We start from the raw sequence: 23,276 nt of genomic DNA, 5'->3' as shown, positions 1-23,276 counted from the left end.
CGTCGGCGTGGTCGCGGCACGTCCCAGGTACGACTCGGTGTTCCGAGTTGCCAACAGACGAAATACGGCGTTACCTGGGCATCTATGACTTCCCGAACTCACATCCCGGTCGGCTCTTCCGACCCTGACCGTCACGAGGTCGACGCCGGGCAGAACGGGACGTCGACCTCCGCCATCCGCCCGCCTCGACTCGACAGAGTGGTCTTCGGCGTCGCAGCCGTCGTTGTGGTTGCCATCATCGTGTGGGGCCTGGTGGTGCCGGACAATCTCGAGTCCGTCTCGTCCTCGACACTGAATTGGCTCGTGACCAACCTCGGCTGGCTCTTCATCCTCGCCGCCACCGGGTTCGTGATCTTCTCGCTTTATCTGGCGGTGTCCAAGTTCGGACGTATCCCGCTGGGTGCAGACGGCGAGAAGCCCGAATTCAAGACCGTCAGCTGGATCGCGATGATGTTCAGTGCAGGCATGGGCATCGGCCTGATGTTCTACGGTGTCTCCGAGCCACTGACTCACTTCGTCACACCGCCTCCGGGAACGGGCGGTGGCGTCGGAACTGCCATGGCCACCACCATGTTCCATTGGAGTTTGCACCCGTGGTCCATTTACGCGGTGATGGGCCTGGCCATCGCGTACGGCACGTATCGCCGCGGTCGCAAGCAACTCATCAGCTCTGCGTTCATTCCTTTGATAGGTGGCCGCGCCGAAGGCCCGATCGGCAAGATCATCGACATCCTGGCCATCTTCGCGACGCTGTTCGGTACTGCAGCATCGCTGGGACTCGGTGCGCTGCAAATCGGTTCCGGATTCGAGGTGGTCGGCTGGATCGGTGAGAGCGGCACACTGTTGCTCGTCGCCATCGTCGCGTTGTTGACTCTGGCGTTCGTGGCATCGGCGGTGTCCGGCGTCTCCAAGGGCATTCAGTGGCTCTCCAACACCAACATGGTGCTTGCGTTGGTCCTTGCCATCTTCGTGTTCGTCGTCGGCCCGACTGTGTTCATCCTCAACATCATTCCGACGAGTATCGGCGACTACGCGTCTCAACTGTTCGACATGTCCGCCCGGTCGGCGGCGAACTCGGATCCCGAGACGGCTTCGTGGCTCTCGTCGTGGACCATCTTCTACTGGGCGTGGTGGATCTCGTGGACCCCGTTCGTCGGAATGTTCCTGGCGCGCATCAGCCGTGGCCGCACCATTCGTGAATTCATCGTCGGTGTCATCCTGATCCCGAGTGCTGTGTCACTGGTGTGGTTCGCGATCTTCGGCGGTGCCGGTATCGGTGAACAGCAGGACGGCATCGACCTCGCGACCCGCGACAGCACCGAGTCGCAGCTGTTCGGAATGCTCGAAAACCTGCCCCTGTTCGGCATTTCGACCGTTCTCGTCATGGTGCTCGTCGGTATCTTTTTCGTGTCCGGTGCCGACGCGGCGTCGATGGTGATGGGATCGCTGTCGCAGCGCGGAACGCTCGAGCCGAGCAAGTGGGTTGTGGTGTTCTGGGGCACGTTGACCGGCGCAACAGCGGCGATCATCCTGTGGACCGGAGGCTCCGACGCGCTCAACGGCCTCCAAACGATGACCATCATTGCAGCGGCACCCTTCGTGGTCGTCATGATCGGGTTGTGTGTCTCGTTGTACCGGGACCTCAGTAACGATCCGATGATTCTGAACCCGCCACCTCACCGCAAGAAAGACAGGGTGGCTTAGGGGCCGCTCGAGATCTCAATCCCTTCGGCGTAGGGACGACGAGGCCCGAACTGCAGCGATGCGGTTCGGGGCTCTGTCGTTGTGCGCGGCGTGTGCGGCCGACTCGGCAGATACGTGGACAATCGAAACAAACCGGGCGTAGGGTTTGCTGAGACCTTCGAGGGAGGGCGCGTGAGCGATCGACCGGACAGAATCTCGAGCGAACGCGGTCGGCTGGGCGGGGTCGGGGCCGATCCTCGACCGCATGCCGTGCCCGCGCGGTTGTCCGTCCCGCTGTTGATCATCGCGGTGACGTTCATCGGCGCGCTGCCGTTCTACGTTCGGCAGCCGTTCGGTTCCGGGGAGTCGGTATCGAGTCCGATGTGGTTCGGTGGATCTGCGTATCTCGCATCACCGGCAGCGGGTCTCTATTGGCTGATTGCACTGCCCGTGTGCATCGGGGCAGTCGCTCTCTACTGCACGTGGAGTGAACGTAGATCGGGCACCGAACTGCGCGTTCGTGTCTGGCTCGCGGTCAGTGTTGGATTGTGTGTTGCCACGGTCGTTGTCGTGCAGGGCGGACTGCTGTTCTACATGGGCAACTTGACGATTCATGGACTTCTTCCGCTGTTGATCATGTCGGTAGCGGTGTTGGTCTGGGGCGTTGCTCTGCGGTCGCGAGGAGTGGTCGCAGTAGGAGTCGCGGCCGTCGCGGCGAGTCTGGTGTCGAATCTCTACAATGTGGAGAATCTTGTGCCACAAACGCTTACATTCGACAGCCGCTTCAGCTTGTGGTCGAACATCCTGCTGACGGCGCTCGTCTTCGTCGTCGGGGCAGCCGCGTCCGTGATCGGCGAGCGATCCAAGCGCTGACTTCCTGCAATTCGATCGGCCGTACTCAACGGCTACCTCCTGCGGGAGTTGGAGCGGTTGAGCACGGCCCACAGGAGTTCGTACAATCCGCACAGGGCAACACTCGTCAGAGCCACCCACCAGAACCCGACGTTTACACGACGAAGGCAATGAACTGATAGATCACCATGCATCCGAAAAACACGCGCCACCAACGCTGCTTGCGCTTTTCGGCTCCCGAAGTCGACTGCTCCACGTAGTCGACCGGTGGCATGGGTTCCATCGCCACACCTTGATACATGCGAGGTGAAGGGGAGGCAACCTGGCGTTCCGGTGGAGACACAGCACAGGGCCCGAGACATACTTCGGCTCTTCAACGGCGCGTGGGACGGCGCATCGATGCAACCCATCGGGTTGTAGCTAGAGTTGTCGCATGTGAATGCGAAACCGACAATTCGTCCTGCAGTTCCGGCAGACGTGGACCGTGCTGCCGAGTCACTGGGCCTTGCTTTCTCGGACTATCCGTTCACTCGGCACACCGTCGCGGCCGATGATCACCACGAGCGGGTGACATCGCTGCAACGCATCTATCTCGATACGATCGGCTTGCGATGCGGCCGAGTGTGGGTCTCCGATGATGTTGCGGCGGTGGCGGTATGGCTCACCCCGTCTTCGGTTGGCGTAGTAGACGCATTCGAGTCCGTCGCCGAACGCATCGAGCAATTGCATGGTAACCGCATCGATATCGCGCGAAGAGCAGACGAAGCCACCGAATCGTTGAAGCCGTCGGAGTCGGTGTGGCTGTTGGCGACGGTAGGCGTCGATCCATCCGTGCAAGGGCAGGGCTTGGGGCGCGCCGTCCTCGAACCCGGTCTTCAGCAGGCCCGCGAGCACGGTTGTCCGGCCTACCTGGAGACGTCGTCGACAGCGAACCTCGCCTTGTACGAAGGGTTGGGATTCCGGGTGACCGGGTCTGTGCAACTCCCCGACGGAGGACCCGAAGTGTGGGCGATGCTGCGCGCATAGCGGCCGCGGCGTGGCAGGTGTCAAATGGTCGCCTTCAACTCGTCGGTGATGCGGTGATAGATGCCGCCCGACGTCAGTCCACCGTCGATGACGATTTCGGTGCCGGTGATGTAGCGCGATGAATCCGACAGCAGGAACGCGACCGATTCTGCGATTTCGTCGGCGTCCGCGACGCGTCCTGCGGGGACCGATCGCAGACTGGTCTCCACGAAAGCCGATGAGCCGGAATGCAGTAGGGGAGTATCGACCAGACCGGGGTGGATCGAATTGACTCGGACCCCGTACTCGGCGAATTCGAGCGCGCCCACCTTGGACAGACCACGCACTCCCCATTTGCTGGCACCGTATCCTGCCGCGAAGTAGCCGAGCATCCCGGCGATGGAGGACACGTTGACGATCGAACCGCCGCCACCTTGTTTCAGAAGTGGCGCACAGGATTTCATTCCGTAGAACACCGAGCTCAGATTGATGTTCATGACGCGGTGCCAGTCTTCGACGGTCGTGTCCTCGATACCCGCTCGGTGGCTGACCCCGGCGTTGTTCACCAGTCCGTCGAGGTCACCGTCCGTTGACTCGATTGCCTTCGCCAGCGCCGTCCACGATTGCGGTGCGGTGACATCGAGCTGGAAGAACTCTGCCCGGCCGCCCGCATCGAGGATGTCGGCCACGACGGCTTCACCTGTGGCCGTCGAGATGTCGGTGACCCAGACCTTCGCTCCCCGGCCTGCCAGCATCTCCGATTCGACTCGGCCCATGCCACTTCCTGCGCCGGTGACGACGATCGTCTTGTTCTCGAAGTTCATGTCAGGGGCCTCTCACTCGGTCTTCAGTTCGGTGCCCTTCGTCTCGGTCACGAAAAAGACCGTGGCGAAGGTGACGACGGCGCAGAACACGAAGTAGCCGGCCGGTGCGAGCGGATTACCGGTGAGCGAGATCAGGTAGGTGGCGATGAAAGGCGCTGTGCCACCGAGCAACATGTTCGTGGTGTTGTTGCCCAGGGCCAGGCCCGTGTACCGCACCGAGGTCTTGAGCATTTCCACGTAGGTCACGTACGAGGCACCGTTCACCACGGACACCGCGATGAACAACACCGACTGCCCGACGACGGCCTGCCACAGCGTGCCGCCGGCCATCATCATGAACATCGGGACACCGAGAACGATGGCTGCGAAGCTGCCTGCGAACAGCACGGGCTTTCGGCCGTACCTGTCGGCCATGTAGCCCGAGATGGGGAGGGTGATCACTCCGAGAACCAAGGCAAGCGAGGTCGACAGGAACGCTGCCTGAGAGGTCTGGCCGCCCTCGGTCCTGAGGTACGTGGCCGCGTAGACCGATGCGATGTAGTAACCACCGGTGATGAGAGCGCCGAGCAGGATAATCTTCACGACACTGCCGCCGGACGTGCTCAGTAGCTCCGAGAGGGGAAGCTTCTTCGTCTCTCCCTTGTTCTCGAGTTCCTTGAATTCAGGGGTGTCGTCCAGGCGGTTCCTGATCCAGATGCCGACACCGCCGATCACCAGGCTCAGCAGGAACGGGATCCGCCACGCCCAGGAGAGGATCTGTTCGTCGGTGAACACCGAGTTCAATGCCAGTGCGCACAGGGAGGCGAGCAACGATCCGATGTAGGTGCCGGTGTTGACCATCGACGTCTGGGTCGCGCGCCACCGCGTCGGCGCGGACTCGGATACGAACGCGTTGGCTCCTCCGAGTTCGCCACCTGCAGCGAAGCCCTGCAGGCATCTGCACAGGACGAGAACCGAGGTGGCCCACACTCCCAGAGTGACGTACGTCGGGAGCAATCCGATTCCGGCGGTGGCGATCACCATCAGCAGGATGGTCCAGGACAGCGCGTTCTTGCGGCCGTACTTGTCGCCGATGTGTCCGAAGAAGATGCCGCCCGGAACTCGCAGGAAGAAGGCAACGGCGAACGCGGCGAACGTGCCGAGAAGCGCGGCCGTCGGATCGTCGGACACGAAGAACAGTGCGGCGATGGTGGTGGCCATGTAGCCGTAGATACCGAAGTCGTAGTACTCGACGACGGTTCCGACGACGGCGGCACGGATTACTGTCAGGGGGGATTGCTTCGGGTTCGTCCCGGGTGTGTGTGCGTCCGAGTCGGGCTGCACGGCAGGTTCGTTCGTAGTCATCGGTGTCCTCGAAGTCAGGGTGGTCAGGCCGTCAGTGGCTGTGCATCGACGGAGTGGAGGGCGGCGTTTCGACCGGCGATCCGGCCCATGGTGAGTGCATTGGCCACAGCGTTGCCGCCACCGACGTAGCGCTGCCCGAGAACTCCCGCTCCTGCCTCGCCTGCAGCGAACAGGCCGGGTACGCGGGTGCCTCGTGTCGAGAGCACGGCGGAATCGGAATCGATCTCCAAACCTGCATGTGTGCAGACCAATTCGGCGGGGAAGATTCGTGCGGCATAGAAGGGGGCGGTGTCGATAGGTTCGGGATTCGACGTACTGCCCTTGTTGGCGAGTGTTCGGTGGCGAAGGAAGTCGGGGTCCTCGCCGTGGGGCAGATGCGCGTTCCATCGCTCGACCGTGGAATCGAGGGCCGCGGCGGGCACCGCCATGAGTACGGCCAGCTCCGCGAGGGATGATGCGCGAAGCGTCCGGCCGGCGTCTGCCTCGTCCTCGATGCGATCGGGTGCCCAATCGGCATATCCCGCAGGCAGATTCTGTCGAGCGTTGTCGTCGAAGATCATCCAGGCGGAGCCACCCTGACCGTCGATGATTCCGGTCGAGACGGCGTACGAGGCGTCCTCGTCCATGAATCGACGCCCCGCAGCGTTGACGTGAATACGTGATTTCGGGGGGAACCCGGACTGCCAGTGGTGGTATCGCTGAAAGTAGACGGTGGGCAGCATGAGTCCCCACCCGTCACCGGTTATGGACGCGTCCACCGACGGTGCATAGTGCAGGTGGTCGCCGCGACTACCCTCGGCAGCAACGACGAAGGCAGCGGAGCCGGCTCGATTGGCTGCCGGAAAATGAAGATCGACCAGCTCGGGATCTCGGGCGAAACCACCGGAGGCCACGACGACTGCTGCAGAACGGAGTTCGACATCGTCGGCTACGACACCCACGACCCGGTCGCCCTCGGTGAGGAGCGCTTGCACGCGAGTGTCGAGAACGACCTCGATTCCGTGCCTGCGGCGCGCTGCGTCCAGAACCTGGACGAGTCCGTATCCCTGGTCCTTCGGGACGTGACCCCTCCAGACGTCCTCGACGCCCGCCTGGCTCAGTCCCGGTTGATGCGCGTTACCGGAAATCTTTGCGGGAACGTCCAATCCGAGTCCGAGAAGCCACTCCAGTGTCGGTCCGGCCTGCTCGCAGAAGGTCCTGATCAGGCCGGGCTTGAGCATCCACTGGTTGAGATCCATGTAATGCTGGAAGTACTTCTCTGCGCTGTCGTCGATTCCGAGGTCGCGCTGAACGCTCGTCGCTGCGGCGGTGAACAATCCGGCCGACAGGGCCGTCGATCCACCCAGTTCTTTGCGCGCCTCGAAGAGAATCACGGACGCACCGTTCTCGGCCGCCGTCACCGCCGCCGCCAGCCCAGCTCCACCGCCACCGATGACGATGACGTCGTAATCGGTGTCAGACATGACGCGACCCGCCGTCCACCGCGATACTGTGCCCGGTCACGTAGCGAGCACTGTCCGACAGCAAGAACAGAAGAGGCCCGAAGACTTCTTCCGGTGCTCCGAGTCTGTGCAGAGGAACCGAATCCAGAGCTTTGGCAAGCGCTTCGGGATCTTCCTGCACCCACCGCGTCATTTCGGTGTCGATGTAGCCGGGTGCAATGGAATTGACGCGAATACCGATATCTCCGAACTCGACGGCAAGGGATTCCGTCAGGTGGGCGACGGCTGCTTTGGACGTGCAGTAGGCACCGCGGCCCTTACGGACACGAAGTGCGGATACCGAGGACATGTTGACGATCGCGCCGCCTTCGCGCATGTGACGACCCGCTGCTTGCGAGCCGTACAGAACGCCTTCGACGTTCACGCCGAGCGTGGCACCCATCTGCTCGGGGGTGATGTCCGCGGCGTAGGCGAACGGGAAGATTCCCGCGTTGTTGATCCAGAAGTCGATCCGGCCGAATTCGGCCAGGGCTGTCCGGGCGAGAGCCTCGTGATCATCGGCGACGGTGACGTCGGCTCGAGCGCCGATGATCGTCCCGGGTCGCTCGACCAGTGAGTCGGTGCTCAGTTCCGTATTCAGTTGCTCGGCCGTCTCTTTCATCCGGGCGTCGTTGATGTCGGCACCGACGACGTGTACGCCGCGCGCCGCAAGTCCCTTGGCGAACACCGATCCCATGCCCTGGGCGGCCCCGGTGACGACGGCAACCTTGCCCGCCAGTTCGGGGTACACCGCAGTCATCGTGCGATCGACGACGCGTCCTGGATTGGGGTTGTTCATGGCGCTCTCCTCGTGCAAAAGATCTCGGCCGGGTCCGTTTGCACCGACCTCGACTATGTGCGATAATCGCACGCAGTGTGCGATTCAGATCGAACTGTAGGTGGTCCACCTCACAGTCGTCAACAGGGGGCAGTGCATGACCGACGGAAAAACCACGGTGTCCATCGATTCGGGGATGTCCAAAACGCTGCATCACGGCCTCGTCGTGCTCGAGCTGTTGGCCGAGCATCCGAACGGCTTGTCGATCACAGAGATCGCCGACGGGATCGGTGTGCACCGCACCGTTGCGCATCGGCTGGTTCGCACGCTCGAGGCTCATCATCTGTGTCGGCGAGACGAGTTCAAGCGAATTGCCCTCGGTGCCGGGCTGGTGGCACTCGCCGAACCCGTCGAGCAGGATCTGCGAACCGTGGCACGCCCGGTACTCGAAGAACTGGCGGATCAACTGGGTGCGACCGTCCATCTCGTCGTTCGCGAGAATGCAACGGAAGTAAGGGCTTTGATGGTTGTCGAGCCACGAGGGGCGAAGGTTCACGTGGCATTTCGTGGAGGGCAGGTCGACCCGATCGACCGGGGGTCTGCAGGCCTGGCAATGCTCGCGTCCTTGCCCCCGGAAGATGGCGAACGTGTGGAAGTGGCGCGGGCGCGAAGCGTTGGATACGCGGTCACCCACGGCGAAGTGATTCCATCGGTCGGCGGAGTGTCCGCCGTGGTGCCGGGTCGCCGCGGAGACGCGATGGCGAGTTTGGGTGCGTCGGTGTTCGAGATCGACGACGAAGAACAGCTCGGTGCGGCCGTCGTCGCTGCAGCGGCGCGGTTGGGGCGTTTGCTGCGCTAGTCAGCGACGACGGGTCGTGTCAGGCGTCGTCGCGGGTCACGGTCCTGTGCTGGATGCGCCACTGATCATCGACTCGCACAACACGATCCCGGACCGACGTGAATCTGACGAGGCGTGTTTCGCCGCCGCGTGATGTCGCCATGATCTGGAGGTAACAGTCGACTGCGAGTTCATCGACGCTCACGAGATCGACGGCAATGTTCGTGATGACGTGCCGACGCCTCTCGTTCGCGTCGGCCGCGCTGTCGAAGAAGCGTTGGGCAAAGGCGGTCAGCTGGTCGCTACCGACCTCGGGTTCGGGGTAACTGGGTGAATCGAAGACGCCGTCTGCGGTGAAGGTCCCTGCCCATTCCGTTGCGCGTCCGGAATCGATTGCGTGGCTTTGCCTGCCGTACAAAAGCTGGACCTCGGCAATGGTTCCCGCATCTGGATCGGGCATCGGCGTCTCCTTCGGTGCGCTATTCGCACGGACAGTGCGTATTGCCGATGACGTTACGTCCGGTCCGTCCGGCAGTCGAGCCAGGGGTCCACTCGGCGCAGCCGAAAATGAAGCGCGCGAGTCACGCCACGTCTGACATCATCGGGCTGTGAAGATCATCTCGATCAATGCATGGGGCGGTGCCATGTACGACGAACTCGTGGGATGGCTGAAATTCGTTGATGCCGAGATCATTTGCCTCCAGGAAGTCACTCGTACTCCGAATCGATCGGGCTGGGCAACGTTCGCCGACGGTGAGCGCCCACTGCCGCAGCGGCTCAACCTGTTCGACGACGTGTCGGCCGCGCTCCCCGGGTACACGCCGTATTTCGTCGCCAACGACACCGGACCTGTCACCGACGGTGAGGGCGTCGAATTGCGTCAGGACTTCGGGATCGCGACCTGGGTTCGTGACGACGTTCCCGTCGTAGGGCTCGACGCGCGGTTCGTCCATTCCCGGTTCGTCGATCACGCCGAGTGGAGCGTGACCGATCGCCCACGAGCTGCCCTGGCGGTCACCGCCCGCGATCGCATCGCCGAAAGGTTCGTCTCCGTCATCCAATGTCACGGTCTGCGTGATCCAGCAGGTAAGGGCGACAGTCCCATTCGGCTGGAGCAGGCCAGGAGATTGGCGGGGATCGTCGAACGGATGCGCTCGACGAGCGAAGTCGTTGTGCTCTGTGGCGATCTGAACCTGCTGCCGACCAGCGAGACGTTCGCACTGCTGGCCGAACATGGGATGACCGACCTCGTGGGAGACGCCGACACTCGAACATCCATCTACACCAAAGCAATTCGCAGTGCCAGCTACGTGTTGGTGTCGTCACCGACCGCCGTACGAAGCTTCGAGATCGTCGCCGCGCCGGAAGTGTCCGATCACCGAGCTCTGGTGCTGGAACTTCTTTGATCCTTGTCTGCTGTGCCGACAGCTGTTCGATCCGACCCCGCGGGCGTCTGCGCACTGCGTTCGGCAGCACCGCGTAAAGCGTTCGAGATCGCGTACATAGCCGGGGTGTACTGGCGCCGCGCGAGTGAGGCGATGTATATGACCCGGGTCGGAACACGATCGGTGTCGAGGAAAGCGATGGTGGTGACGTCGGGTCGGTGGTGGACCACCGACAGTCGGGGGACCATGGCGATGCCGACGCCTGCGGCCACCATGGCCTCGATTTCCTGGTAGTCGTGGGCTTCGTACACGACGTCGGGCTCGAATCCTGCTACGCGGCAACTGCGATAGAGAACCTCCGCTGCCGGGTGGTCGTTGCTCCGAATGATCCACCGCGCGCCTCGGAGGTCGTGCAAGGACACATCCCGTCCCCGGCGATCGTCGTCTATCGGAAGCAGCAGCACGGTCTGGTCTTCCATCAGTGGCTCGAGTGACAGCGATCGTTCTGCCTCTTCCGTCCAGGCGTAGCTCCACAGCAGTGCCAGGTCGATCTCGCTCGAATGGAGCATGTCCAGCAATTGCGGTCGAACGGCCGACCGAACACGAACGTCCACCCCCGGCCATCGCGAGTGATAGTCCTTCAACGCGTCGGAGAGCAGCGACGCACTGACCGTGGGAAACGAGCCGAGCCGGACCGATCCACGTTCGAGGCCCCGGATGGCCTCCAGGTCGCCGCTCGCGGCACGCATCTCGCGGCGAAACAGGCGGGCCCGGCTGGTCAGGATCTCGCCGGCCTCGGTGAGCTGTACGCCGCGCGGCAGGCGAGTGAGGACCGGCTGTTTGATGCCGTGTTCGAGTTTGCTGATGCGTTGGGACGCTGCCGAGGGAGTCATGTTCGCTCGCTCGGCACCTGCGGTCAGGGAGCCGGCCTCGGCGATGTCGAGCAGAAGGAACAACGTCACGACGTCGAACGTGTGGTTCATGCGCACATCTTTCAGCTCAGCTAAACGACCGGGTAGCAAAACGATATTGTCCTAAAAGTGTCGCGTCAATAATGTGACAGGGACAACGTTCGAGTGCGGATGTAACCGAGCACTTACCCAGCCACCCGAAAGACGCCCATGACTTCCATCGAGATCCTCCCGCTCATCGCGTTGGTTGCGATGTTCGTGATCGCAACCTTCTTTCCGATCAATATCGGCATCCTCGGATTCATCGGTGCCTTCGTGGTCGGATACTTCGCGCTGGGATTCGACGACAAGGAAATCTTGAACGAGTTCCCCAGCTCGATCGTGTTGACCATCGTCGGCGTCACCTACTTCTTCGGCATGGCCAAACGCAACGGCACCATCGATCTGCTGGTGAACAGTTGCATCAGGGCGGTGCACGGTCGGGTGACGGTGGTGCCCTGGGTGTTCTTCTTCGTCGCCTCGGTCTTGACGGCGCTCGGCACATTCAGCCCCGCCGCGGTCGCATTGATCGTGCCCGCTGCCATGGCGTTCGCAGCACGAACCGGCATGAGTCCCCTGGTCATGGGCATCATGGTGATCAACGGTGCGCACGCTGGGGCGTTCTCCCCGATCTCCGTTTCCGGCGTTCTGGTTCGTGACATCGTCGAGAACAACGGACTCGCGCTCAACCCGTGGACGCTGTTCTTCGCCAGTTACGGCATCAACCTGCTGCTCTCGGTTCTCACAGTGACGGGCTACGCGGCCCTGGCCCGGATGAAGGGCTTCGAGTACACCGCAACAGGATCCACCGATCCCGCACCCGGCAGTGGCCCGGTGGGCGGATCACCGATCGGGACTTCCGTCCCCACCGGTGGCAGCACCGGAAGCACCGGCGGTGGCAGCACGGCAGGCGGCAGCACTGCGGTACTCACTCGTCCGACGACAACCACGCTGGTCGACGCGCCGGCCCCGGTCACGTTCGTGCAGAAGCTCACGCTGTTCCTCATCGGCGCACTCCTGGTGCTCGTTCTCGTCCTGCACCTGCCGATCAGCTTCATCGCCATCGGAGCCGGAGCAGTCCTGGCGTTCACGGATCTGAAGAAGCAGAACGAAGCCATCGCAGACATCAGCTGGTCGACGGTTCTGCTGGTCGCGGGCATGGTCACCTACATCTCGATCCTGCAGGAAGTCGGCACCATCGATCATCTCGCCGAAATGGCGATCACCATCGGCGCTCCGATCATCGTGGCCATCGTGCTCTGCTACGTCATCGGCATCACCTCGGCATTCGCGTCCTCCACCGCCCTGCTGGCCGCGGTCATTCCGCTGGCCATGCCCTTGCTCGGAACCGGTGCACTGCCGGTCGTCGGTGTCGTCGCTGCTCTGGCCATCTCGGCCACCGTCGTCGACGTCTCGCCCTTCTCGACCAACGGTGCGCTCGTGCTGGCCAACGCGCAGAACATCGAACGCCCACGCTTCTATCGCCAGTTGCTGCTCAATGCCGGAGTCGTCGTGGCCATCGCGCCGGCTCTGTGCTGGCTGATCCTGGTTGTCGTCCCCGCCCTGTTCTGAACCGGTACCAGCGCGTTAAGCGTTGCTGCACGGCATGAACATATTTCGTAATTGTGCTTGATCATCCTCTGGCCCAGGGTGGAAGCATCGGATCCCTGATCGGAAGGCACAGCAGATGTTCACTCTTCGTGGAACCTGGATGCGTGGGGGGACCAGCAAGTGCTGGTTGTTCAACGCGGTCGATATCGACCCGTACGTCGCCGAGGCCGGCGGGCTCGACAACATCCTCACTGCCGCGTTCGGTTCCGGCGATCCACGGCAACTCGACGGAGTGGGTGGGGGCAGTTCGACGACCTCCAAGGCCGCGATCGTTCGTCGCTCCAGCGCTCCGGGTATCGACGTCGATTACCTCTTCGCTCAGGTCGCCATCGAGAACCGCACGGTCGAGTGGGGCAGCAACTGCGGAAACTGTGCGACGGCGATCGGGCTGTACGCCGTGCAGACCGGTCTCGTCGCCGTCGACGATCGCGTCACCGTGGTGCGCATGCGCAACGAGAACACCGGTGCAATTCTCACCGCGGAGATCTCGACCCCGGGCGGACGCATTCCTGCCGAGGGCGGCGCGGCTGTCCCCGGAACCACGGCCCTCGGTGTGCCGGTGGGGCTCACCTTCACCGACCCTGCCCCTGACCGACCGACGATGCTTCCCACCGGCGCGGAGATCGAACGAGTTACGCTCGGCGACTGTGAGTTCCGAGGAACATTCGTTCGTGCCGGTGCACCCGCCGCGTTCTTCGATGCTGCCGATTTCGGGCTGGACGGTTCGGAAAGCAACGATGTCGTCGCCGCGCACGTCCCCACACTCATTGCGCTGCGTAGGCTGGCAGCGCTGAGAATGGGACTGAGCAAGCCCGAAGAGCCCGTCTCGCATGCCGTTCCGAAGGTAGGAATCATCGGACCTCCCCTGGGCTACACCACGACCACCGGTGAGCGCGTCGCCGCTGCGGACTACGACATCTCGGTGCGCATGCTCTCCATGATGGCACCGCACCCGGCGATAGGACTGACGTCGGCGGTTGCTGTCGCAGCGGCTGCCACGGTCACGGGTGGTGTGGTCATTGCCAACGCCCGCATCGGCTGGCCCGGATCACTCCGCATCGGCACAGCGGCAGGTGTGCTGGACGTCGACTACGTCACGGATCGGGACGGATTTCTGCACTCGGTCACCCTTCATCGAGCGGTGCGTCGTATCGCCACCGCCGATCTGTTCGTCGTGCCCATGCCCACTCTCGTCGGTGCGCACTAGGGCTGAGCGACATCGCTTCTCAGAATCGGGCGGCGACGTCCTCGAACATCTTCAGTAGCACGGTCGCACTCGGCGAGAGCTTCTGTTCCGCCAAGTGGGCCAGCAAAATTCGACGCGACGGTGCGCCCGTCAACGGCACCAATCGTACATCGTCTCGAATATTGGACAGCGCCATCCGGGGTGCGAACGACACGCCGAGGTCCACCGCCACCATGGCCTGAGCCTCCTGATAGTCGTTCGCTGCGAACGACACCGACGGCGAGAACCCGGCAGCATGGCATGCCCGTTCGAGCGCTGCACCCACCGGATGAGTGTCCTCTCTGGTGATCCACTGCTCGTGTTCCAGCTCGTTCATGTGGATCGAACTACGCTCGGCCAGATGATGATTGACGGATACGACGAGCATGGGTGGGTCGATCATGAGTTGGTGCACCGTCAGGTCCGAGTCGGTGATTCTGGCCCACTCGTAGTCCCAGAGTAGGGACAGCTCCACCTCACGGGTGTCGAGCATTCCCCGGAGCCCGGCGAATCGCGAGCTGCGCACCGTCAGTGCCACCGCAGGATGACGAGATTTGAACAGCTTCACCACGGGCGGTAGCAGACTGGCCCCTGCGGTGGGGAAGGTTCCTATTCGCAGCGTCCCGGCGCGCAGGCCGGAGAGGTCTTCGAGTTCGTTTCGTGCAGCGAGCAATTGCGTCTCGATTCGTTCTGCATGACGCACCAGAACCTCACCCGCCTCGGTCAGTCGAACTCCCCTGGCGTGGCGCTCGAGCAGTGGTTGCCCGGCTTCGATCTCGAGCTTGCTCAACTGCTGCGAGACCGCAGATGTGGTGAAGCTCAGGCGAGTTGCGGCCGCCGTGATGGATCCGGTTCGCACGACCTCCACCAGAAGCAGCAGGCGTCGGGTGTCGAACATGATCGAACCACCTTTAAGTGAAAGTTAAGGGATCTCGACTTTTTCGTAATTGTACTCGACGGCTGTGTGATGCAGGCTATGAACAGCAACCGCACGAGAGCTGCGTCACATGACCGCAAGGCTCCCTCGAATGTTCAACTCCAAGAACATTTTCGAGAGTAACGATCGGAAGGTATCCGAGGATGTATTCACTGCGTGGCACGTGGATGAGGGGCGGGACCAGCAAATGCTGGCTCTTCAGCTCCGTCGACGTCGAGCCATTGATCGAACAAGCAGGATCTCTGGACGAGATTCTGGTCTCCGCCTTCGGATCCGGCGACCCCCGCCAGCTCGACGGCGTCGGCGGCGGCAGCTCGACCACTTCGAAGGCGGCCATCGTCAGCAGGTCCTCCGAGGACGGAATCGACGTGGACTACCTCTTCGCTCAGGTTGCCATCGGTGACCGAAAGGTGGAGTGGGGAAGCAACTGTGGCAACTGTGCCACCGCGATCGGCCTGTACGCACTGCAGCAAGGACTGGTGCCGATCGATCCGATCACCACCGTCGTACGGCTTCGTAACCGCAACACCGGTGCGGTGCTGCTCACCGAGATCGACACACCGGGCGGCGTGGTTCCGACCGAGGGGTCGGCCCAGGTTGCCGGAACATCGGCCCTCGGCGTTCCGGTCGGGCTGACGTTCATCGACCTGGGTGCCGATCGCACTCGGCTGCTCCCCACCGGGGCGGTGGAGGACACCGTGGAGCTACATGGATCGCAGTACCGCGGCACCATGGTGGTCGCCGGCGCCCCCGCTGCGTTGTTCGATGCATCCGACCTGGGTATGACCGGAGCCGAGACCGCCGCCCAACTGACCGAACGTGTTCCGCTACTGGTCGAATTGCGCCGTAGTGCAGCACTGCTCATGGGGCTGTCGCGCCCGCAGGATCCGATCACGCACGCAGTGCCGAAGGTCGGCATCATCGCGCCTCCGGTGGATTACCACCTCGAAGACGGAACGCTCGTCTCGGCGGGCGAGTACGACGTGTGCGTGCGCATGCTCTCGATGATGGCACCGCACCCGTCCATCGGCCTGACGTCGGCGGTCGCGGTGGCCGCTGCCGCAACCGTACGCGGCGGTGTGGTGGATCGGGTCGTCCGCGGTGCGGTCACCTCGACGCTGCGACTGGGGACGCCGGCAGGTGTGTTGGCCGTCGATGTCGATATCGCTGCGGACGGCAACCTCACCAGCGTGACCCTGCACCGCGCTGCACGACGTATCGCGACAGCAGAACTGTTCGTTTCCGCTGCGGCAACGGCACTTTCGATCGGATAGCTCGACCTGTGAACACGGCTTCGACGACTGAAGAAAAGGAAGATCATGAAGGTTAGCATCGAGAATCTGAGCCTCGCTTACTCGGGAAACACTGTTGTCCGCGACCTCGACCTGGAGATCGCCGACGGAGAATCCCTGGTGCTGCTGGGGCAGTCCGGCTGCGGTAAGACCAGCACGATGCGCTGTGTGGCAGGGCTCGAAACCCCAAGCGCCGGGCGCATCACGATCGGTAACCGCGTCGTCCACGACTCCGACAAGAACAAGACGATCCCGCCGCACAAACGCAACGTGGGTATGGTCTTTCAGTCCTACGCAGTGTGGCCGCACCGGACCGTGTTCGACAACGTGTCGTTCTCCTTGAAGATGCAGAAGGTCAACAAGACCGAGATGAACCAGCGCGTTCTCGAGGCCCTCGACCTCGTCGGGTTGGGTGAAATGGCCCACCGCGGAGCGAGCTTGCTCAGTGGTGGTCAGATGCAGCGGGTGGCGCTGGCTCGGTCCTTGGTGATGCGCCCCAGCGTGCTCCTGCTCGACGAGCCGCTGTCGAACCTCGATGCCCGACTGCGCGAACGACTTCGGATGGAATTGCGAGAGCTTCAGCTCCGACTCGGACTGACCACCGTCTACGTCACGCACGATCAGGTCGAGGCGTTCGCCCTTGCCGACCGAATCGCGTTGATGCAGAACGGCCGAATCGTGCAGATCGGTACCCCCGAGGACATCTACACCTCGCCGATGTCCGCCTCGGTGGCCGAGTTCCTCGGTGTCGGCAACATCTTCCGCGCCACGCCTGCCTCGGGCCCGCGCTCGACGATGGAGCTGACGGACTTCGGGCAGATTGCAGTGTCGGTCGATGCAGCGTCGGCGTCCGACGGGCCCGTCGTGGTGTGCCTGCGGCCCGAGGATCTGTTGGTCACCCCGCTGGACGATGCCGAGCCCGAGGGCCAGTCCTGGATGGGCACAGTCGATGTCGCCAGCTACCAGGGTGCGTCCATTCGATACCGCGTCACACTGGACGACGGCCCCGAGATCGAAGCCGTCGCCACCGGACACGCCAGCCGAATCCTGGGAATGGGAGAACGCGCACGGGTCACAGCAGTAGCCGGCGGAGCTCAGGTTCTCGTCGACGATCGCGTCGCCTCCGAGGCGGTGCCGGTATGAGCGCCCCCATCGACAATCGGCCCGTCACCACGACGAAGCCGCCGGTCGACACCCCGACACCCCAACGCAGGCCGGGTCCGAAGAAGTGGATTCCGACGCTTCTGCAGTTGGCTCTGCTCACCGTGATCGTGCTGTTCCCGATGTTCTTCATCGTGATGGGCGCATTCACCGACAACGCCGAGCGCACATCGCTGTTCGACTTCGGTAACTTCACCCTCGACAACTTCGCACTGCTCGGATCCTCGACGGCACGCAGTGCCCTGTGGAATTCGGCACTGGTGGGTATCGGGTCATCCATCGTCGCGCTGGCGATCGGGTGCACGCTCGCCTTCCTCGCAGCACGTACCAACGTTCCGGGTCGAAAGATGATCTACGGCATCGGTATTGCGCCGTTGTTTCTCCCGGCGCTCGTCGGGGCACTTGCCTGGGCACTGCTGGCCGGCCCGGCCACCGGTTACATCAACCTGATTCTGACTGCCATCGGTCTGCCCGGCTTCATCGACATCTACAGCTTCGGCGGAATGATCTTCATCCTCGGCATCTACTACGCGCCGTATCCGTTCCTGATGGTCCACTCGGCGCTCTCGTTGATGAACCCGGACCTCGAAGACGCCGCCAGTCTGCACGGTGCGAAGTTGACGAAGATGCTGAGCAAGATCACGTTCCCGCTCGTCATGCCTGCCGTGATCGGCTCGGGAATACTGGTTTTCGCGCTCACCGTGGAGAACTTCCCGGTGGCACAGGTGATCGGTGTGCCCGGCGGAGTCGACACACTGCCGACCCTGATCTACCGATTGATGAACGCATCGCCTGCCCGCGGTAACGACGCCGCCGCTGTCGCAGTGGTTCTCACAGTCCTGTTGGTCGCCGTCGTCGCGTTCCAGCAGCGCGCGATGAGCAGCAAGGAATACACCACAGTCAGCGGCAAAGGTGTTCGGGCGCGTCAGGTTCCGCTGCGGGCATGGCGTATCCCGGCTGCCGTGTTCGCGTGGGTGTACTTCACCCTCGCCGTTCTCCTGCCGCTCGTCGCCCTGGTGTTGGCGGCCCTGCAGACCAGCCCGTACGTCGCGAACATCGGTCAGCTCTTCGACTCGGGAGCGCTGTCGTTCTGGGGACTGGGAGAAACGTTGCGCAGTGCCGACTTTCACAGCGTGATGACCAACAGCGTGATCGTCGGTGTCGCGACCGCCGCGATCGGTACCGCGTTCTGCTTCGCCTTGGCGTACACGAGGTACCGCACGAACGCTCCGGGCCGAAAGCTGTTGGAGTACCTGGCGATGTTGCCGCTGGCTGTTCCTGCCATCGTGCTCGGCCTGGGTCTGCTGTGGACGTGGCTGGCGCTTCCACTGCCGATCTACGGAACGCTTGCGGTGCTGGTGATCGCGTTCGTGGCAGTGACGATCCCGCAGGGGTACCGCGGTGTCTCCGCGTCGATCATTCAGTTGGACAAGGACTTGGAGGACAGTGCCGTCATGTTGGGTGCACGGCGGCACCGGGCGATCTCGTTCGTCACCGCTCCGTTGCTCAAGGTCGGTCTGTCCTCGACCTTCCTGCTGCTGCTGATGCTGTCCATGCGTGAGCTCACCGCCGCGCTGTTCCTGTTCACCTCCGACACCAGGCTGCTGTCGATCGCGATCTTCGACGCCTACGACAATGGCTCGTTCCAGTCGGCTGCCGAGTTGAGCCTGCTGTACTGCGTCGTGATCGGTGTGCTCGCCGTCCTCTCGCGTCGCTTCGGATCCAAGGAAACTGTCTGATGAGAAAATTGGTTTCAGCAATCGCGTTGGGTATCGCAGTGGCAACGGCCACGGCCTGCTCACCGCCACCCGAACGCCCCGCTCTGGCTCGAGCGGCGGAGGAGATCGTCACCGACAACGGCCTCGTGATCGACGGCGAACAGATCGCCGATCCGGATCTGTGGACGCGGGCCCAGGCCGAGGGTGGCATCACCCTGTACAGCGGCTACACCGCGGTCACCGAGGCCACGGTGCTGAAGAACTTCGAGAAGGACACCGGACTCGACGTCAAGCTCGTGCGCCTCACCCCGAACCGGCTCTACGAGCGCCTGGTGGCCGAGTACGGTGCCGGTCGCCTCGATGCGGACGTCGTCAGGATTTCCGACGCCGGCTTCGTCAGCGGACTCAGCGAGCGTGGTGTGTTCCAGCCGTACACACCGCCCACGGCCGGCGAGCTGCAGGACGACGTGGTGTTCGACGGTGGCAACTACTACCGCACCTTCGATCCGATCTACACGATGGGCTACAACAGTGCGCTCATCGAGGGCGACGACAGGCCGGCGTCCTGGGCAGATCTTCTCGACGACCGGTGGAAGGGCAATCTGGGTATCGCTCAGGCCGGAGCCGGCGGTAGTGCACTGGCGCTGACTCGGTTCCAGCGCGAGGTACTCGGCGACGACTACCTCCGCGAGTACTCCTCGGAGGCAAGGGTGTTCGACTCCATCGGAGCTCAGCTCGATGCGCTCGCCCGCGGTGAGATCGAAGCAGGGACCGTCGTGGTGAGCAGCGTCAACATCGCCAACAACGAGAATGCGCCGGTCAACTTCGTGGTACCGGAGGAGGGACTGACCGCCTACGACTACTACACCGGGGTTGCATCCACAGCGAAAAACATTGCGGCCGCGCAGGTCTTCATGAACTGGAACCTCTCCAAGAGGGGACAGCAGGTCTTCAGTGATCTCGGTGAGTACTCGGTGCGCAACGATATCGACCCGCCGGTGATCCGCGGAATCGAACTGCCGAAGTTCACCGACCCCAAGGTCAACCGAATCACGCAGTCCGAGTCGATCGAGAACTCCGCCGACGACCAGGAGGCCTGGAACGCGATCTTCGGTTACAACGAGTAGTAGACCAGCTTATGTGCTGCCGCCGAGTCCACCGGACTCGGCGGCCGTACGTGTCATGTCGTGCCGATGCCATCCAGGACCGCGTCGACCAGGTTTTCGGCGTAGGCGCGGTCGGTCTCGGCTCTGTCGGCATCGGAGCGATGCGAGAAGATGACATGGCTGAATACCGCTCCGGTCACCAGTTCGAGGATTCGGGTGGTATCGGCGGACTCCGGTAGTTCACCTCTAGCCTGAGCTCGATGAACGATGAGGCGCGCTGCGACCAGTCGGCTCCGATTGAGAGTGTCGATCATGTGTCCGAGAAGATCGGGGTGCACCCGCGCATCGAGGGCGACCCTCAGACTGACCAGACCAGCTGTCCCTCTGTAACCGTGCAGAAGCTGCACTGCCAGTTCGACGAGATCCGCCCGCAGCGTACCGAGATCGATCGGCGTCGCGAGTGGACTCCTGGCTTCCAGCGCATCGACGACCAAGGCCCCCTTGGATTCCCAGCGACGATAGAGCGCGGCTCGACCGACCGAAGCACGGCGGGCAACGGCGTCGAGTGTGAAACCGGACCAACCCTTTTCCCAGTACACCTCGAGCACCGCGTCGTAGACGCGGTCTTCCAGATGCGGATCGCGAGGACGTCCTCGTCGGCTCTTGGCTTCGTCGGTCACCCCCGGATTGTCGCACCTGGTGGCATTGCGGACAATCTCTGTCTGTAATAGGTTTGCGTCCATGAGTGCTGTACGCCAGGAGGCGTCGACGGTGGATCCGACGCGTACTCCGGTGATCGTGGCTGTCGGTGAAACAAGCGGCCGCGGCGAACCCGTGGGCGTCGAACCCATGGAACTGATCACGCTCGCTGCGACTGCGGCAGTCCAGGACTCGCCGACCTCGGAGCCGTGGCTTCGCCGCGCGGACAGCATCGCGTTCTGCCATATCGCCAGCTGGGCCTACGCCAGTCCCGCCGCGGCGCTGGCACGCATCTTCGATGCCACACCCGCAGACGTGTTCGACGCTCCGATCGGTGGACAATGGCCGGCCCGACTCCTCGATCGCGCGGCCGCACGCATCGCTTCCGGAGAGTCGACGGTGGCGGTGATCGCAGGCGGTGAAGCCCAGGCCTCGATGAGCGCACTGGTCAAGGCCGGTCGAGACCCCGTCGACGACGGCGGGTGGAGCACCGCTCCGGGCGGTCCGCCCACCTTCGACCTCGATCAACTCGGCAGCGCTGCAATGCAAGAAGCCGGTCTGATCTCACCGGTCCGGATCTATCCGTTGTTCGAGAGCCGATTTCGCTTCGAGTCCGGCGTGGATCCGGTAACGCGGCAGGCCGAGTGCAGCGAGCTGTATGCGACATTCTCCGTTGTCTCCGAGAAGAATCCGTACTCGTGGAACGGAAGAGCGAGGACGGCTGTGGACATCGGAGCGCCGTCGCCGAAGAACCGCATCGTGTGCGAGCCGTATCCGCTGTCGATGAACGCCATGCCGTTCGTCGACCAGGCGGCGTGCATCGTTGTGACGAGCTTGGCCGAAGCCCGCGAACGTGGCGTGCCCGAGAGCGACATCGTCTACGTCTGGGGCGGTGCCGGTGCCGAGGACACGGTCGACATCCTCGACCGCAGTAGTTTCGGGCGGTCCCCCGCGATGGAAGACGCGATGGACCGCGCGTTGCACGGCGCGGAGATCGGGGTCGAGCAACTGGACGTATTGGACGTCTACAGCTGCTTTCCGATCGTGCCGACCCTCGCAACACGCCACCTCGGGACGCCGAAGTCGTTGATTCCCAGCGTGACCGGCGGGCACTCCTCTTTCGGCGGGCCGCTCAGTAGTCATTCGCTGCATTCGATCACCGCATCGGTTCGGGAGATTCGTGGCGGGAAGAGCCGTGCGCTGGTGCACGCGAACGGCGGCTATCTGACGTACCACCACTCCGTGCTGTTGGCCGGCGACCAACATCCGCTCGGCTACACCGGAAATCCCGAACCCGCAGTGCTGAAATCGAATCCGCCACCGCGAGCACCTGTCGAGGACGGGGATCTCGTGGTGGAGACTGTCTCCGTCGAGCATTCACGGCAGCAGGAACCGAACCAGGCCTTCCTCGTCGGGAGGGGCGAGCGCGGACGACGCGTTGCCGCACAGACGGCACCCGGAGACACGGCCAGTGCACATGCGTTGTCCCTCTATCGAAGCGAACCTGCACGCGAAATCATCGGAGCAACAGTCAGTGTCGAGTCGAACGAGGGGAACATTCGTGTCCGAGGCCGATAGCATCGAACCTGTTGTACTGACGAGGCGTGAGGGTCATGTTCTCGTCGTCACGATCAACCGCCCGAAAGCTGCCAACAGCATCGACGCACGCGTGCACACGCTGCTCGGGCAGGCCTGGGAGTCGGCCGAGGCCGACCGCGACATCCGTGCCATCGTCTTGACCGGTGCGGGATCGGCGACCTTCTGCGGGGGTGCCGATCTGAAAGCCCTCGGCACCGGAGGCCCCGGCGCGGTGACTCCGCCCGAGACCGAGCACTGGGGGTTCGCCGGGATTGTCCAACACCCGATTTCGGTTCCGATCATCGCGGCCGTGAACGGGTCGGCGATGGGAGGTGGAACCGAGATTGCTCTGGTCTCGGATATGGTCGTCGCCTCGAACACGGCCGTATTCGGCCTACCCGAGATTCGCCGCGGACTCGTCGCCGGTGCAGGTGGTGCCTTTCGACTGATGTCTGCGGTACCGGAACACATTGCGCTGGAGATGATCCTGACGGGCCAGCCGATCTCTGCGCAGGAAGCCGCGCGATGGGGGTTGGTCAACAGGGTGGTCGCGCCCGACGACGTCCTCGATACGGCACTCGGTCTCGCTCACCTGTGCACGGAGGGTGCGCCGCTCGCGGTGCGCGCATCCAAGCGGCTCGCTCGACGTATCTCCGACGGCACCATCGCGCACGAGGAACAATCGTGGCAGCAGAACCGTCAGGAATTGGATCGACTCGCCACCACGAAGGACGTCGTCGAAGGAATCACCGCATTCCTGCAGAAACGCGATCCGACATGGACCGCGCAGTGACCGCTCGGACCCGCGA

At 63.1% G+C, this 23,276-nt stretch carries 22 protein-coding genes; 13 read left to right on the top strand and 9 right to left on the bottom strand.

Going from position 1 to position 23,276, the window contains the following annotated elements:
- Positions 1-84 precede the first annotated feature (84 nt).
- Entirely contained in the window at positions 85-1,704 is a 1,620-nt protein-coding gene (locus tag CH274_RS23515; RefSeq protein WP_094659080.1) for a BCCT family transporter, read from the top strand.
- Positions 1,705-1,875: 171 nt separating this feature from the next.
- Positions 1,876-2,556, top strand: coding sequence for a hypothetical protein (locus CH274_RS23510; RefSeq protein ID WP_094659079.1), 681 nt, complete (start codon positions 1,876-1,878; stop codon positions 2,554-2,556).
- Positions 2,557-2,689: 133 nt separating this feature from the next.
- Here CH274_RS23510 and CH274_RS29810 read toward each other — a convergent pair whose 3' ends face one another.
- The gene (locus tag CH274_RS29810) at positions 2,690-2,818 is read right to left on the bottom strand and encodes a hypothetical protein (RefSeq protein WP_254924416.1); all 129 of its coding nucleotides are present in this window, start codon (positions 2,816-2,818) and stop codon (positions 2,690-2,692) included.
- 152 nt (positions 2,819-2,970) lie between these two features.
- Here CH274_RS29810 and CH274_RS23505 point away from each other — a divergent pair, with 152 nt between their 5' ends.
- Positions 2,971-3,561 carry a GNAT family N-acetyltransferase gene (locus tag CH274_RS23505; protein WP_094659078.1) on the top strand — a complete coding sequence of 197 codons (591 nt, stop codon included), beginning with the start codon at positions 2,971-2,973 and terminating at the stop codon, positions 3,559-3,561.
- Positions 3,562-3,581: 20 nt separating this feature from the next.
- Here the strand turns inward: CH274_RS23505 and CH274_RS23500 are convergent, their stop codons facing one another.
- From CH274_RS23500 to CH274_RS23485, 4 genes are read right to left on the bottom strand one after another with little or no spacing between them, the layout of a single operon-like run.
- On the bottom strand, positions 3,582-4,364 hold the full coding sequence (locus tag CH274_RS23500) for an SDR family NAD(P)-dependent oxidoreductase (RefSeq protein ID WP_094659077.1): 783 nt from the start codon (positions 4,362-4,364) through the stop codon (positions 3,582-3,584).
- Positions 4,365-4,376: 12 nt separating this feature from the next.
- Positions 4,377-5,708 carry an MFS transporter gene (locus CH274_RS23495; protein WP_094659076.1) on the bottom strand — a complete coding sequence of 444 codons (1,332 nt, stop codon included), beginning with the start codon at positions 5,706-5,708 and terminating at the stop codon, positions 4,377-4,379.
- A gap of 23 nt (positions 5,709-5,731) precedes the next feature.
- The gene (locus CH274_RS23490) at positions 5,732-7,171 is read right to left on the bottom strand and encodes an FAD-dependent oxidoreductase (RefSeq protein ID WP_094659075.1); all 1,440 of its coding nucleotides are present in this window, start codon (positions 7,169-7,171) and stop codon (positions 5,732-5,734) included.
- A complete protein-coding gene (locus tag CH274_RS23485) occupies positions 7,164-7,988 on the bottom strand; it encodes an SDR family NAD(P)-dependent oxidoreductase (RefSeq protein ID WP_254924417.1) in 825 nt (274 codons plus the stop codon). The genes CH274_RS23490 and CH274_RS23485 overlap by 8 nt, the downstream gene beginning before the upstream one ends.
- Positions 7,989-8,163: 175 nt before the next feature.
- On the opposite strand from CH274_RS23485, the gene CH274_RS23480 reads away from it, so the two are divergent.
- Positions 8,164-8,826: an IclR family transcriptional regulator gene (locus CH274_RS23480; protein ID WP_179273031.1), complete on the top strand. Its 663-nt coding sequence runs from the start codon at positions 8,164-8,166 to the stop codon at positions 8,824-8,826.
- A 19-nt stretch (positions 8,827-8,845) separates the two neighbouring features.
- Here CH274_RS23480 and CH274_RS23475 read toward each other — a convergent pair whose 3' ends face one another.
- Positions 8,846-9,265, bottom strand: coding sequence for a nuclear transport factor 2 family protein (locus CH274_RS23475; RefSeq protein ID WP_094659074.1), 420 nt, complete (start codon positions 9,263-9,265; stop codon positions 8,846-8,848).
- A 148-nt stretch (positions 9,266-9,413) separates the two neighbouring features.
- Here CH274_RS23475 and CH274_RS23470 point away from each other — a divergent pair, with 148 nt between their 5' ends.
- Positions 9,414-10,211, top strand: coding sequence for an endonuclease/exonuclease/phosphatase family protein (locus CH274_RS23470; RefSeq protein WP_094659073.1), 798 nt, complete (start codon positions 9,414-9,416; stop codon positions 10,209-10,211).
- Here the strand turns inward: CH274_RS23470 and CH274_RS23465 are convergent.
- Positions 10,181-11,173, bottom strand: a complete 993-nt coding sequence (locus tag CH274_RS23465; protein WP_094646584.1) for a LysR family transcriptional regulator — start codon at positions 11,171-11,173, stop codon at positions 10,181-10,183. The two genes, CH274_RS23470 and CH274_RS23465, sit on opposite strands and share 31 nt — an antisense overlap.
- 138 nt (positions 11,174-11,311) lie before the next feature.
- Between CH274_RS23465 and CH274_RS23460 the strand changes: the two genes are divergently transcribed.
- Together CH274_RS23460 and CH274_RS23455 are read left to right on the top strand one after the other, a co-directional pair.
- Entirely contained in the window at positions 11,312-12,712 is a 1,401-nt protein-coding gene (locus CH274_RS23460) for an SLC13 family permease (RefSeq protein ID WP_094646492.1), read from the top strand.
- Between the two features lie 115 nt (positions 12,713-12,827).
- Complete coding sequence (locus CH274_RS23455; RefSeq protein ID WP_094659072.1) at positions 12,828-13,958, top strand: PrpF domain-containing protein; 1,131 nt, start codon at positions 12,828-12,830, stop codon at positions 13,956-13,958.
- A 19-nt stretch (positions 13,959-13,977) separates the two neighbouring features.
- Here CH274_RS23455 and CH274_RS23450 read toward each other — a convergent pair whose 3' ends face one another.
- Positions 13,978-14,874, bottom strand: a complete 897-nt coding sequence (locus tag CH274_RS23450) for a LysR family transcriptional regulator (protein WP_032395496.1) — start codon at positions 14,872-14,874, stop codon at positions 13,978-13,980.
- A gap of 182 nt (positions 14,875-15,056) precedes the next feature.
- Here CH274_RS23450 and CH274_RS23445 point away from each other — a divergent pair, with 182 nt between their 5' ends.
- From CH274_RS23445 to CH274_RS23430, 4 genes are read left to right on the top strand one after another with little or no spacing between them, the layout of a single operon-like run.
- Positions 15,057-16,187 (top strand): PrpF domain-containing protein, encoded by a 1,131-nt coding sequence (locus CH274_RS23445; protein ID WP_094659071.1) that lies wholly within the window; start codon positions 15,057-15,059, stop codon positions 16,185-16,187.
- Positions 16,188-16,232: 45 nt separating this feature from the next.
- Positions 16,233-17,348 (top strand): ABC transporter ATP-binding protein, encoded by a 1,116-nt coding sequence (locus CH274_RS23440; RefSeq protein ID WP_094659070.1) that lies wholly within the window; start codon positions 16,233-16,235, stop codon positions 17,346-17,348.
- Positions 17,345-19,105 carry an ABC transporter permease gene (locus CH274_RS23435; protein ID WP_094659069.1) on the top strand — a complete coding sequence of 587 codons (1,761 nt, stop codon included), beginning with the start codon at positions 17,345-17,347 and terminating at the stop codon, positions 19,103-19,105. The genes CH274_RS23440 and CH274_RS23435 overlap by 4 nt, the downstream gene beginning before the upstream one ends.
- Positions 19,105-20,211, top strand: a complete 1,107-nt coding sequence (locus tag CH274_RS23430) for an ABC transporter substrate-binding protein (RefSeq protein WP_094646494.1) — start codon at positions 19,105-19,107, stop codon at positions 20,209-20,211. Before CH274_RS23435 ends, CH274_RS23430 begins: the two co-directional genes overlap by 1 nt.
- 53 nt (positions 20,212-20,264) lie before the next feature.
- Here CH274_RS23430 and CH274_RS23425 read toward each other — a convergent pair whose 3' ends face one another.
- Entirely contained in the window at positions 20,265-20,870 is a 606-nt protein-coding gene (locus CH274_RS23425; protein ID WP_032395631.1) for a TetR/AcrR family transcriptional regulator, read from the bottom strand.
- A gap of 61 nt (positions 20,871-20,931) precedes the next feature.
- Here CH274_RS23425 and CH274_RS23420 point away from each other — a divergent pair, with 61 nt between their 5' ends.
- On the top strand, positions 20,932-22,467 hold the full coding sequence (locus CH274_RS23420) for an acetyl-CoA acetyltransferase (protein ID WP_256993678.1): 1,536 nt from the start codon (positions 20,932-20,934) through the stop codon (positions 22,465-22,467).
- Positions 22,451-23,260 (top strand): enoyl-CoA hydratase-related protein, encoded by an 810-nt coding sequence (locus CH274_RS23415; RefSeq protein ID WP_256993677.1) that lies wholly within the window; start codon positions 22,451-22,453, stop codon positions 23,258-23,260. The genes CH274_RS23420 and CH274_RS23415 overlap by 17 nt, the downstream gene beginning before the upstream one ends.
- Positions 23,261-23,276: the final 16 nt, after the last annotated feature.

Source organism: Rhodococcus sp. 06-418-5, from assembly GCF_002258285.1.
Classification (GTDB): Bacteria; Actinomycetota; Actinomycetes; order Mycobacteriales; family Mycobacteriaceae; genus Rhodococcoides.
The sequence above is the reverse complement of the archived record's forward strand: the minus strand, read 5'-3'. Positions and strand labels throughout refer to the sequence as shown.